The 12,745-nt window shown below is 69.8% G+C and carries 12 protein-coding genes; 11 read left to right on the top strand and 1 reads right to left on the bottom strand.

The window, feature by feature from the left end:
• Positions 1–92 precede the first annotated feature (92 nt).
• A complete protein-coding gene (locus tag G5C51_RS44165) occupies positions 93–1,475 on the bottom strand; it encodes a peptidoglycan DD-metalloendopeptidase family protein (protein ID WP_165243140.1) in 1,383 nt (460 codons plus the stop codon).
• Between the two features lie 307 nt (positions 1,476–1,782).
• Here G5C51_RS44165 and rpsB point away from each other — a divergent pair, with 307 nt between their 5' ends.
• The 11 genes from rpsB to G5C51_RS33605 form a co-directional block, all read left to right on the top strand.
• Positions 1,783–2,742 (top strand): 30S ribosomal protein S2, encoded by a 960-nt coding sequence (rpsB, locus tag G5C51_RS33655; protein ID WP_165243138.1) that lies wholly within the window; start codon positions 1,783–1,785, stop codon positions 2,740–2,742.
• A gap of 62 nt (positions 2,743–2,804) precedes the next feature.
• A complete protein-coding gene (tsf, locus tag G5C51_RS33650) occupies positions 2,805–3,641 on the top strand; it encodes a translation elongation factor Ts (protein ID WP_165243136.1) in 837 nt (278 codons plus the stop codon).
• A 127-nt stretch (positions 3,642–3,768) separates the two neighbouring features.
• Entirely contained in the window at positions 3,769–4,533 is a 765-nt protein-coding gene (gene pyrH / locus G5C51_RS33645) for a UMP kinase (RefSeq protein WP_165243134.1), read from the top strand.
• Between the two features lie 138 nt (positions 4,534–4,671).
• Positions 4,672–5,229: a ribosome recycling factor gene (frr, locus tag G5C51_RS33640; protein WP_165243132.1), complete on the top strand. Its 558-nt coding sequence runs from the start codon at positions 4,672–4,674 to the stop codon at positions 5,227–5,229.
• Positions 5,229–6,431, top strand: coding sequence for a phosphatidate cytidylyltransferase (locus G5C51_RS33635; RefSeq protein ID WP_165243130.1), 1,203 nt, complete (start codon positions 5,229–5,231; stop codon positions 6,429–6,431). Before frr ends, G5C51_RS33635 begins: the two co-directional genes overlap by 1 nt.
• A gap of 144 nt (positions 6,432–6,575) precedes the next feature.
• Positions 6,576–8,042: an MFS transporter gene (locus G5C51_RS33630; RefSeq protein WP_165243128.1), complete on the top strand. Its 1,467-nt coding sequence runs from the start codon at positions 6,576–6,578 to the stop codon at positions 8,040–8,042.
• 45 nt (positions 8,043–8,087) lie between these two features.
• On the top strand, positions 8,088–8,540 hold the full coding sequence (locus tag G5C51_RS33625; RefSeq protein WP_165243126.1) for a group II truncated hemoglobin: 453 nt from the start codon (positions 8,088–8,090) through the stop codon (positions 8,538–8,540).
• Positions 8,541–8,595: 55 nt separating this feature from the next.
• Entirely contained in the window at positions 8,596–9,702 is a 1,107-nt protein-coding gene (gene rlmN / locus G5C51_RS33620) for a dual-specificity RNA methyltransferase RlmN (RefSeq protein ID WP_165243124.1), read from the top strand.
• A 144-nt stretch (positions 9,703–9,846) separates the two neighbouring features.
• On the top strand, positions 9,847–10,914 hold the full coding sequence (locus tag G5C51_RS33615; protein WP_165243122.1) for a thiamine ABC transporter substrate-binding protein: 1,068 nt from the start codon (positions 9,847–9,849) through the stop codon (positions 10,912–10,914).
• A gap of 50 nt (positions 10,915–10,964) precedes the next feature.
• Entirely contained in the window at positions 10,965–12,578 is a 1,614-nt protein-coding gene (locus G5C51_RS33610; protein WP_165243142.1) for an ABC transporter permease, read from the top strand.
• The coding region (locus G5C51_RS33605; protein WP_165243120.1) for an ATP-binding cassette domain-containing protein at positions 12,579–12,745 on the top strand (167 nt) is incomplete at its 3' end.

Below are 12,745 nucleotides of genomic sequence, written 5' to 3'. Positions count from 1 at the left end.
CCCGTTGCTCCGTGCGATAGGGGTGGGCCCCCTTGGTTCCCACCGACGAGGGGCAGGGTCCGGGCTCCGTGCAATTGGGATGGGTTCCGCCCCTAGACCCCTGCTGGCAGGGGTCTAGGGCCCGGCTCCGTGCGATAGGCATGGCTCCCTAGGTCCCCTCCGGTAGGTAGGGCAGGGCCCGGCTTCGTGCGGTGGGATCGGAGTGTGGGCTTCGTGCGGCGGGCGGTGGTTCTTCTGGCTCGGTGTGGGCGGGGCTTTGTGCCGGAGTGGGGGAGTGGGACTCCGAAGACCGGGAGGAGCCTTGATGGGCCGCCTCGTAGCATTTCCTTCGGTAGGAGTGCCAGTGGGTTCAGGTAGGTCTCGTTGCGTCTCAGGCCCCAGTGGAGGCAGGGCTCCGGGCAGTGGAACGGGCCCGCCTGCAGCACGCCGATCAGGCCGCCGGCGCCCACCTTGTCGCCCTTCGTGACCGTGGCGCGGACCGGCTCGTACGTGATTCGCAGGGGAGGTGTCCCTGAGTCCGTTAGCTCGATCGAGACCACGCCGCGGCCCGCGACCTTGCCCGCGAAGGAGACCTTGCCGGGGGCGGCGGCCCGGACCGGCTGCCCGGGGCGGGCCAGTAGGTCCACGCCCCGGTGCCCCGGGCCGTACGCGGATCGGGGCGGCTCGAAGCCGCGCGCCAGCGTCGGCCGGGCCTGCGGGGCACCCCCGTCCACCGGCCACGCTCGCCCCCCGGCGGGCCCGATCCGGTCTCCTGGTCGCGCGTCTTCGGATCCGATCCGGTCTCCGGGGCGGGTGCCGGCAGCGTCGTTCCGGCTTCCGGCTTGGGTGACGGCGGGGCCGTTCCGGCTTCCGGGTTGGGTGCCGGCGGGGCCGTTCTGGCTTCCGGCTTGGGTGCTGGCAGGGTCGCCCCGGTCTCCGGGTCGGGCGCTGGCCGGGTCATCCCGGTCTCCGGGTGGGGTGACGGCGGGGCCGTCCCGGTCTCCAGCTCGGGCGCCCAGAAAGCCGTTCCGGTCTCCGTCCTGTGCGTCGCCCGGTGCGATCCACGGGCCGCGTCGTTCGTCGGCCTCGATGCCCTCCTCCTGTGCCGCCTGACCGCTCGTCGCGCCGCTGGGCTCCGCCCCCACCCCCGTGCGGGGCGGAGCCGCGGTGGCGCTGGTGATGGTCAGGAGCGCCGCTGCCAGGACGGCAATGAGCAGGCGCCTGCTCCCGCACCGCAGCAGGCGGCTGCGGCCGGGTGCGGGCCACCGCCGGGTAGTCCGGCAATCCGGAGGGCGCGGGGCGACCCAGCGAGCGGCGGCCCGCAGCCGCCCGGCCAAACCCGCGCCTAACCATCCGGCCCGACCCGCGCCCAACCATCCGGCCGGACCCACACCCAGCCGTCTGCCCGGACCCGCTCCCCGCCCTCCGCCCAGACCCGCTCTCCACCGGGCGGCAGAGCGCGGGTGGTGGCCGTGGGCTGGGCTGCGGCGGTCCATACCCCGCACACTGCCCGGTCAGGACCACCCCGCGGGGATCTTGCCGCCGGCCTGTGGATAACTCCTCATCGCAGGTCTCACCAGCGCCCGGTCCGAAGCCCTTCCGCAGTCCCGTACAATCTCTATGGCGACCCGGCTGACGGGTCGACTTCGCACACCCCGCCACTGGCCGGACCGCCAGGTTCATCCGTGGCCGCGACTCTCGGTCCACTGCCCGTAACGGCAGCGGCACTCGCGTCGGGGTGTCAGGACAGCGGTGGCCGACCTGGTCCGCCGCGTAGAAACCGAGTACATGAGGAGTACGGCCATGGCCGTCGTCACGATGCGGGAGCTGCTGGAGAGCGGCGTCCACTTCGGTCACCAGACCCGCCGTTGGAACCCGAAGATGAAGCGTTTCATCTTCACCGAGCGCAACGGCATCTACATCATCGACCTGCTGCAGTCGCTGTCGTACATCGACCGCGCCTACGAGTTCGTCAAGGAGACCGTCGCTCACGGCGGCACCGTGATGTTCATCGGCACGAAGAAGCAGGCGCAGGAGGCCATCGCCGAGCAGGCCACCCGCGTCGGCATGCCCTACGTGAACCAGCGCTGGCTGGGCGGCATGCTCACCAACTTCTCCACCGTTTACAAGCGTCTGCAGCGCCTCAAGGAGCTCGAGCAGATCGACTTCGACGATGTGGCCGCCTCCGGCCTCACCAAGAAGGAGCTGCTCGTCCTCTCCCGTGAGAAGGCCAAGCTCGAGAAGACCCTCGGTGGTATTCGCGAGATGCAGAAGGTGCCCTCCGCGGTGTGGATCGTCGACACCAAGAAGGAGCACATCGCCGTCGGTGAGGCGCGCAAGCTGCGCATCCCGGTCGTCGCGATCCTCGACACCAACTGCGACCCGGACGAGGTCGACTACAAGATTCCGGGCAACGACGACGCCATCCGCTCCGTCACCCTGCTCACCCGTGTGATCGCCGACGCCGTCGCCGAGGGCCTCATCGCCCGTTCCGGTGCCGCGCAGGGCGACCAGAAGGCCGAGAAGGGCACCGGCGAGCCGCTGGCCGAGTGGGAGCGCGACCTGCTCGAGGGCGAGAAGAAGGCCGACGAGAAGGCTGAGGAGAAGGCCGACGAGAAGCCGGCCGAGGCTGCGACCGCTGAGGTCCCGGCTGCCGCCGAGGCCCCCGCCGCCGAGGCCGCCCCCGAGGCGCCGGCCGCTGAGGCCGCCCCCGAGGCGCCCGCTGCCGAGGCCCCCGCCGCCGAGGCCGGCGAGCAGGCCTGACCAGGGCTTTCGTCACTCCTTTCCCGTAATCGACCTTCGAGAAGAAGAGAACTCCAGGAATCATGGCGAACTTCACCGCCGCCGACGTCAAGAAGCTCCGCGAGCTCACCGGCGCCGGCATGATGGACTGCAAGAAGGCGCTTGACGAGGCCGGTGGCGACGTCGACAAGGCTGTCGAGGCGCTCCGCATCAAGGGCCAGAAGGGTGTCGCCAAGCGTGAGAGCCGCAACGCCGAGAACGGCGCTGTCGTCTCCCTCATCGCCGACGACAACTCCTCCGGCGTGCTGCTGGAGCTGAAGTGCGAGACCGACTTCGTCGCCAAGGGTGACAAGTTCGTGACCGTCGCCGACGCTCTCGCCAAGCACGTGGCCGCCACCACGCCGGCGGACCTCGACGCCCTGCTCACCTCCGAGATCGAGGCCGGCAAGACCGTCCAGGCGTACGTGGACGAGGCCAACGCCACCCTCGGCGAGAAGATCGTCCTGGACCGCTTCGCGCAGTTCACGGACGGCTACGTGGCCGCGTACATGCACCGCACCTCCCCGGACCTGCCCCCGCAGGTCGGCGTTCTGGTCGAGCTGGACCAGCCGAACGCCGAGGTCGCCAAGGATGTCGCGCAGCACATCGCCGCGTTCGCGCCGAAGTACCTCACGAAGGACGACGTTCCGGCCGAGGTCGTCGAGGCCGAGCGTCGCGTCGCCGAGGAGACCACCCGCGCGGAGGGCAAGCCGGAGGCCGCCCTGCCGAAGATCGTGGAGGGTCGTCTCAACGGCTTCTTCAAGGAGGTCACCCTCCTCGGGCAGCCGTTCGCCAAGGACAACAAGAAGTCCGTGGAGAAGGTGCTGCAGGAGGCGGGCGTCACGCTGAAGCGCTTCGCCCGCATTCGCGTCGGCGCCTGAGACGCTTCCGCGACCCGCTAGGGTCGTGGCGAGCCGACTGAAGTGACAGGGAGGCCATTGCCGAGAAGGTGTCTTGTACAAGACCCCGCGGCAATGGCCTTCTTGCTACGTGCACGAGGAGAAACCCATGAAAGACGGCGCTGACCATCACAAGACCGGCGAGCACAAGCCCGGGGGACGGTTTCTGCTGAAGCTGTCCGGAGAGGCCTTCGCCGGCGGTGGCGGCCTCGGCGTCGACCCGGACGTCGTGCACAAGATCGCCCGCGAGATCGCCTCGGTGGTACGCGACGGGGCCCAGGTCGCGGTCGTCATCGGCGGCGGCAACTTCTTCCGCGGCGCCGAGCTGCAGCAGCGCGGCATGGACCGGGCCCGCTCCGACTACATGGGCATGCTCGGCACCGTCATGAACTGCCTGGCCCTCCAGGACTTCCTGGAGAAGGAGGGCATCGACTCCCGCGTGCAGACCGCGATCACCATGGGGCAGGTCGCGGAGCCGTACATCCCGCTGCGCGCCGTGCGCCACCTGGAGAAGGGCCGCGTGGTCATCTTCGGCGCCGGCATGGGGATGCCGTACTTCTCCACCGACACCACCGCCGCCCAGCGCGCGCTGGAGATCGACGCCGAGCTGCTGCTGATGGGCAAGAACGGCGTGGACGGGGTCTACGACTCCGACCCGCGCACCAACCCCGGGGCGGTGAAGTTCGACGCCCTGGAGTACAGCGAGGTCATCACCCGGGACCTGAAGGTCGCCGACGCCACCGCCGTCACGCTCTGCCGCGACAACAAGCTGCCCATTCTCGTCTTCGAGCTGCTCGCGGAGGGCAATATCTCCCGCGCCGTGAAGGGTGAGAAGATCGGCACGCTGGTGAGCGACCACGGCACCCGGGCCTGAGGACACCGCGGGCCCGCGCGGGCCCGCCCCCTTGGGGGGATGGACAACCGCCTGCCGGTCGGACACCGTGCAGACGTAAGAGAACGACACGTGCGCAAGGGCGTGCCCGACGCTCACTGAAGAGACCAGGAGCCAGTGGTGATCGAAGAAGCCCTCCTCGAGGCCGAGGAGAAGATGGAGAAGGCCGTCGTGGTCGCGAAGGAGGACTTCGCAGCCATCCGCACCGGCCGTGCGCACCCGGCGATGTTCAACAAGATCGTCGCCGACTACTACGGGGCCCTGACGCCCATCAATCAGCTGGCGTCGTTCTCCGTACCCGAGCCGCGGATGGCCGTGGTGACCCCGTTCGACAAGAGCGCGCTGCGCAACATCGAGCAGGCGATCCGGGATTCCGACCTCGGCGTCAACCCGTCGAACGACGGCCACATCATCCGGGTGGTCTTCCCGGAGCTCACCGAGGACCGCCGCAAGCAGTACATCAAGGTCGCCAAGACCAAGGCCGAGGACGCCAAGGTCTCCATCCGCTCCGTGCGCCGCAAGGCCAAGGAGTCGATGGACAAGGCGATCAAGGACGGCGACGTGGGCGAGGACGAGGGCCGCCGCGGCGAGAAGGAGCTCGACGACACCACGCACAAGTACGTGGCGCAGATCGACGAGCTGCTCAAGCACAAGGAAGCGGAGCTGCTCGAAGTCTGATGAACGACTCTCCTTGGGGTGCTCCCTCGAGCCCCGGTTACTGGGGACCACCCGACCAGGGGCCCGTTCCGGCGGGTCCCCCGCACGGCGGTGCTGATGCGGCGCAGACTCGTGCCATGCCCGTAGTGCCTGATGGCGGTCCCGGCCGCGCCCCCGACGGTGGTTCCGGCGGCGACAAGGAGGAGCAGGAGGGGACCCGGGTGACCGGGCCCCTCTTCCGCGATGACGAGGGCGGGGCGTACGAGTCCGGGGCTTACGGGGCCGGGGACTATGCGCGGCGTGAGCAGCCGCAGCCCCCGGCCGGGCAGGAGCCGGCTGCCGGGCCGGAGTCGCAGGCGCAGGGTGAGGCCGAGGCGGAGTCCGCGCCGGCGGCGCCGCGCAAGCGGCGTGGCGGGCGGGATCTTGGCGCGGCCATAGGTGTGGGGCTCGGGCTCGGGGCCGTTGTGCTGGCCGCGCTGTTCGTCTACAAGGTCGTCTTTGTCGGTGTCATCGCCGCTGCCGCCGTCGTCGGGCTGTGGGAGCTGACCTCGCGGCTGCGGGAGCGCAAGGACATCAAGGCGCCGCTGGTGCCGCTGGCCATCGGGGCCGTCGCGATGATCGTCGCCGGCTATCTGCGCGGGGCCGAAGGCGCCTGGGTGGCCATGGCGTTGACCGCGCTCGCGGTGCTGGTGTGGCGGATGACCGAGCCGCCGGAGAACTACCTCAGGGATGTCACCGCCGGCGTTTTCGCCGCGATCTACGTCCCGTTCCTGGCCACCTTCGTCGCGATGATGCTGGCGGCGGACGACGGCCCGTACCGGGTCTTCACCTTCCTGCTGCTGACGGTCGCCTGCGACACCGGGGCGTACGCGGTGGGGTACAAGTTCGGCACCCACAAGCTCGCGCCGCGGATCAGTCCCGGAAAGACCCGGGAGGGGCTGCTGGGGGCGGCCGCCTTCGCGATGGCGGCGGGCGCGCTGTGCATGCAGTTCCTCATCGACGACGGCAAGTGGTGGCAGGGCCTGCTGCTCGGCCTCGCGGTCAGCGCCAGCGCCACCCTCGGCGACCTCGGCGAGTCGATGATCAAGCGCGACCTGGGCATCAAGGACATGGGCACGCTGCTGCCGGGCCACGGCGGCATCATGGACCGCTTGGACTCGCTGCTGCCTACGGCGCCGGTCGTATGGCTGCTGATGGTGGCGTTCGTCGGGTCCGGCCTGTAGCGGCCCCCCCGGATTTGGACCAAAGGCCCTGACCACCAGGATGAAAGTCCTGGCAGTCGGGGCCTTTCGCCGTGCATGACCCCGACCTCTCACCCAACATCATGAAGGGCTGTAGGAAACCTGTCCGGAGAGGTGGGAGCGCGCATGTCGGGGACGCTGGAGACGGACGAGGAGCTGCCGCTTCCCGAGCGGCATCGCTTTCTGCGCCGGGCCGCGCTGCGCCGCCGCAAGCCGCGGCTGCGGGTCACGGACGTCACCGTGACGCCCGAGCCGTCCGTGAAGCGTGCCGTCAAGGCCACGATGCTCGGCAACGCCATGGAGTGGTACGACTTCGGCGTCTACGCCTATCTCGCGGTCACCATCGGCAAGGTCTTCTTCCCGTCCGGCAGCGACACCGCGCAGACGCTGTCGTCGCTCGCCACCTTCGCCGCCGCCTTCCTCGTACGGCCGCTGGGCGGCATGTTCTTCGGCCCGCTCGGCGACCGGATCGGCCGTAAGAAGATCCTCGCGCTCACGATGATCATGATGTCGGCGGCGACCTTCGCCATCGGCGTGCTGCCGACCCATGCCGCGGTCGGCCTGTGGGCGCCGGCGCTGCTGGTGTTCTTCCGCATGGTGCAGGGTTTCTCCACCGGCGGTGAGTACGGCGGTGCGGCGACCTTCATCGCCGAGTACGCGCCGGACAAGCGGCGCGGCTTCTTCGGCAGCTTTCTGGAGTTCGGCACGCTGATCGGCTACACGCTCGCGGCGGTGCTGGTCACCGCGCTGCAGACGTTCCTGAGCAACGAGCAGATGCTGTCGTGGGGGTGGCGCGTGCCGTTCATGGTGGCCGCCCCGATGGGCCTGGTGGGCCTGTACCTGCGGCTGAAGCTGGAGGAGACCCCGGCGTTCCAGCACCTGGAGGAGGAGTCGGGGCCGGCGGACCGGGAGGAGAAGGTGCCGTTCCTGCAGCGGTTCGCCGGGCAGTGGCGGGCCGTCGCGGTGTGCATCGCGCTGGTCGCCGCGTACAACGTCACCGACTACGTCCTGCTGTCGTACATGCCGACGTACCTGGAGGACACCCTCGGCTTCTCCGGGACCTCGGGGCTGATGGCCATCGTGGTGGTGATGGTGATCCTCATGGCGCTGATCAACCTGGTCGGCCGGCTCTCCGACACCGTGGGCCGCAAGCCGCTGCTGATGACCGGATCCATCGGCTTTCTCGTGCTGTCGATGCCGGCCTTCATGCTGATCAGGACCGGCACCTGGCCGCTGGTCTTCGCGGGCCTGCTGATCCTCGGCATGTGCCTGCTGTGCTACCTCGCCACCATGTCGGCGGTGCTGCCGGCGCTGTTCCCGACGGCGCTGCGGTACGGCGCGCTGGCCATCGCCTTCAACGTGTCCGTGTCGCTGTTCGGCGGCACCGCGCCGCTGGCCGTGGAGGCGCTGGTGAGCGCCACCGGGAACGATCTGATGCCGGCCTTCTACATGATGCTGTTCGCCGTCGTCGGCATCGTCGCCGTGGCCAACCTGAAGGAGACCGCGGGCAAGCCGCTCAAGGGCTCGCCGCCGTCGGTGGCGACGCGCGAGGAGGCCGTGGAGCTGGTTCACGCTCAGCACAACCGGAGCTGAGTGATCCGGTGTCGGGCGGGCGCCGGCCCGTGTGAGGCTGCTCGCATGGAGCCCACAGGAACGCTCTACGACGCGATCGGCGGCATTGAGGTGCTGCGCCGACTGAGTAACACCTTCTACGAGGCCGTGCTGGCCGACGAGCTGCTGGCGCCGGTCTTCGCGGACTTCACGCCGACGCACATCGAGCACGTGGCCGTGTGGCTGGCCGAGATCTTCAGCGGCCCGACCCGCTTCACCGACGACCTCGGCGGCCACCACGCGCTCCTCAGCGCCCACCTCGGCCTGCACATCACCGAGGAGCAGCGGCTGCGCTGGATGGAGCTGATGGCGGCGGCGGTAGAAAAGGAGCTCCCGCCCGACGACCTGCTGCGCCGCCGCGTGCTCGAGTACTTCGACTGGGGCACCAAGATCGCCCGTGAGGTCTCGGCGGAGGAGCCCGGTACGGACATCGGCGATCCGGGGCCGACCCCGCGCTGGGGCTGGCAGGGCCTGGCCTGAGCCGGTTCCTCGGCGGCACAGGTCAGCGGGCCCGCTGTGGGACAATGGGCAGATCATGCCAAAGCCCGGAGAGCTCACCTTTGCCGTACCCCGCGGGACCAAGAAGCCGCCGCGGCACCTTGCCGATCTCACTCCTGCCGAGCGCAAGGAGGCCGTCGCGGAGCTCGGTGAGAAGCCGTTCCGCGCGAAGCAGCTCTCGCAGCACTATTTCGCGCGCTACGCCACCGAGCCCGCGCAGTGGACCGACATCCCGGCCGGTTCGCGGGACAAGCTCGCCGCGGGGCTCTTCCCCGAGCTGATGACCGTCGTACGGCATCTGAGCTGCGACAACGACACCACCCGCAAGACGCTGTGGAAGCTCTTCGACGGCACGCTGGTCGAGTCCGTGCTGATGCGCTACCCGGACCGGGTCACCATGTGCATCAGCTCGCAGGCCGGCTGCGGCATGAACTGCCCGTTCTGCGCCACCGGACAGGCGGGCCTGACCCGGAATCTGTCCACCGCCGAGATCGTGCACCAGATCGTGGACGGCATGCGGGCGCTGCGCGACGGCGAGGTCCCGGGCGGTCCGGCCCGGCTCTCCAACATCGTCTTCATGGGCATGGGCGAGCCGCTCGCCAACTACAACCGCGTGCTCGGCGCCATCCGCCGCCTCACCGACCCGGAGCCGGACGGGCTCGGGCTGTCGCAGCGCGGGATCACGGTGTCGACCGTGGGCCTCGTACCGGCTATTAATCGACTTGCCGACGAGGGGCTGAAGTGCCGCCTCGCCGTCTCTCTCCACGCCCCCGACGACGAGCTGCGCGACGAGCTCGTGCCCGTCAACACCCGGTGGAAGGTCCGCGAGGTTCTCGACGCGGCCTGGGATTACGCGGACAAGTCCGGGCGGCGGGTGTCGATCGAGTACGCCCTCATCCGGGACATCAATGACCAGGCCTGGCGCGGCGACCGCCTCGGGCGGCTGCTCAAGGGCAAGCGGGTGCACGTCAACCTGATCCCGCTGAACCCGACCCCCGGCTCGAAGTGGACCGCCTCCCGCCCCGAGGACGAGAAGGCCTTCGTCGCGGCGATCGAGGCGCATGGTGTGCCCGTGACCGTACGGGATACCCGTGGCCAGGAGATCGAGGGTGCCTGCGGCCAGCTGGCCGCGGCGGAGAAGTAGTGATCAGGCCCTGATACTGTTCTTTCGTACAAACATTCCGGCAGGGGAGCGCAGCACGCGCTGAGAGTGCGGCACCGCAAGGCGGCGCCCGCAGACCCTCGAACCTTGCCCAGGTCATTCTGGGTAGGAAGCTCGGTGCATCACATGAGGCACAATCGCATCGCCGTGGCCTGCGCTTTCGTCGCGCTCGGCGCCATCACGCTCGCCGCCTGCGGATCGGGCGATGACGGCGGGTCCGGCTCCGACGCCAAGACGGTCACCCTCGTCACCCACGACTCCTTCGCCGTCTCCAAGAAGGTGCAGCAGGAGTTCGAGAAGTCCTCGGGTCTCAAGCTGAAGATCCTCAAGGGCAAGGACGCGGGCTCCGCCGTCAACCAGGCGATCCTCAGCAAGGACAACCCGCAGGGCGACGTCTTCTTCGGCATCGACAACACGCTGCTGTCCCGCGGCCTCGACCAGGGCCTCTTCCAGCCGTACGAGGCGAAGGGGCTGTCGGCCGTACCCGCCGAGCTGCAGCTCGACAAGGACAAGCATCGCGCGACGCCGGTCGACTACGGCGACATCTGCGTCAACTACGACCGCAAGTACTTCGAAGAGAAGAAGCTCAAGCCGCCGCAGACCTTCGCGGACCTCACGAAGCCGCAGTACAAGAACCTCCTCGTCACCGAGAACGCCGCCACCTCGTCGCCGGGCCTCGGCTTCCTGCTCGGCACCGCCGCCGAATACGGCGACGACGGCTGGGAGGCGTACTGGAAGAAGCTCAAGGCCAACGGCGTCCAGGTCGTCGACGGCTGGGAGCAGGCGTACTACGAGAACTTCTCCGGCGCGGGCAAGGGCGACAAGCCCCTCGTCGTCTCGTACGCCTCCTCGCCGCCGGCCGGTGTGCTGGAGCTCAAGCCGCAGCCCAAGGAGGCACCGACCGGCGTCGCCACCGGGACCTGCTTCCGGCAGATCGAGTTCGCCGGGCTGCTCAGCAACGCCAAGAACGCCGAAGGCGGCAAGAAGCTCATCGACTTCCTGCTGAGCAAGTCCTTCCAGGAGGACATGCCGCTGCAGATGTTCGTGAACCCGGCGAGCGAGGATGCCAAGCTGCCCGAGGTGTTCACGAAGTACGGCGAGAAGATCGACGATCCGCAGACCCTCGCCCCGGAGAAGATCACCGAAAACCGGGAGCAGTGGATCAAGACGTGGACCTCGCAGGTCGTCAAGTAACCCGGCCCCGCCTCCGCCTCCGCCGGGGCAGCGCCGCCCGGCTCGGCCTGATGGCCGTGCCGGCGGCGTTCTTCGCGCTCTTCTTCGCGTATCCGGTCGGGGCGATCGTCGCGCGCGGGCTGCGTGAGGGCGGGACGTGGCAGTTCGGCCGCATTGGGGAAGTGGCCGGGGACCCGGACATCCTGTCGGTGCTGTGGTTCACGGTGTGGCAGGCGGCGGCTTCCACGGGGCTGACGCTGGTGCTCGCGCTCCCCGGCGCGTATGTCTTCGCGCGCTACGACTTCCCGGGGAAGCAGCTGCTGCGGGCGGTGGTGACGGTGCCGTTCGTGCTCCCGACGGTCGTCGTCGGCTCCGCCTTCCTCGCGCTGGTCGGGCGCGGCGGGCTGCTGGACGAGGTGTGGGGCGTACGGCTCGACACGACGGTCTGGGCGATCCTGCTCGCGCACGTCTTCTTCAACTACGCGGTCGTCGTACGGACCGTGGGCGGGCTGTGGGCGCAGCTCGACCCGCGGCAGGAGGAGGCGGCGCGGGTGCTGGGCGCGGGCCGCTTCGCGGCCTGGCGGCGGGTGACGCTGCCGGCGCTGCTGCCCGCGGTGGCGGCCGCGGCGCTGATGACCTTCCTCTTCACCTTTACGTCCTTCGGCGTGATCCAGATCCTCGGCGGCCCGTACTACGCCACGCTGGAGGTGGAGATCTACCGCCAGACCGCGGACTTCCTCGACCTGCCGGCGGCGGCGGTGCTGACGATGGTGCAGTTCGCGGCGGTGGCGGCGATCCTCGCGCTGCACGCGTGGACGGTGCGGCGGCGGGAGACGGCGCTCAGGCTCGTGGACCCGGCGCTCACGGCGCGGCGGCCGCGCGGGAAGGGGCAGTGGGCGCTGCTCGGGTCGGTGCTGGTGTCGATCGTGGTGCTGCTGATCCTGCCGCTGGCGGTGCTGGTGGAGCGTTCGTTCCACGGTGCGGGCGGCGGGTATGGGCTGGTCTTTTACCGGGCGCTGGCGCACACCGACGCCGACGCGACCTTCCTGGTCCCGCCGCTGGACGCGGTCCGTAACTCGCTTCAATACGCGGCGGTCGCGACCGTGATCGCGCTGGTGGTGGGCGGTCTAGCGGCGGCCGCGGTGACCCGGCGGGCCGGGCGTCTCGTCCGCGGCTTCGACGCGCTGCTGATGCTGCCGCTGGGGACGTCGGCCGTGACCGTCGGCTTCGGCTTCCTGATCGCTCTGGACGAGCCGCCGCTCGATCTGCGCGCCTCGTGGATCCTCGTCCCGCTGGCCCAGGCGCTGGTGGCGGTGCCCTTCGTCGTACGGACCATGCTCCCGGTGCTGCGCGCCATCGACGACCGGCTGCGCGAGGCGGCCGCCGTGCTCGGGGCCTCGCCGTGGCGGGTCTGGCGGGAGGTGGACCTGCCGCTGGTACGGCGGGCGCTGCTGGTGGCGGCGGGCTTCGCCTTCGCGATCTCGCTGGGCGAGTTCGGGGCGACGGTGTTCCTCGCCCGGCCCGATACGCCGACGCTGCCGGTGGCGGTGGCACGGCTGCTGGGGCGCGCGGGGGAGCTCAATTACGGGCAGGCGATGGCGCTGTCGACGATCCTCATGGTGGTGTGCGCGGTGGCGTTGCTGCTGCTGGAGCGGGTGCGTACGGATAAGGCGGGTGAGTTCTAGATGCTGCGGCTGGACGATGTGACGGTGCGCTTCGGGGACCACCGGGCGCTGGATTCCGTAACGCTGGAGGTGGCCGAGCACGAGACGGTGTGCGTGCTGGGGCCTTCCGGGAGCGGGAAGTCGACACTGCTCCGGGTGGTGGCGGGGCTGCAGGCCGTGGATGGGGG

It is taken from the genome of Streptomyces coryli, assembly GCF_011044975.1.
Classification (GTDB): domain Bacteria; phylum Actinomycetota; class Actinomycetes; order Streptomycetales; family Streptomycetaceae; genus Streptomyces; species Streptomyces coryli.
Note: the sequence above shows the minus strand (reverse complement) of the source record. Positions and strands in the feature narration are given on the sequence as shown.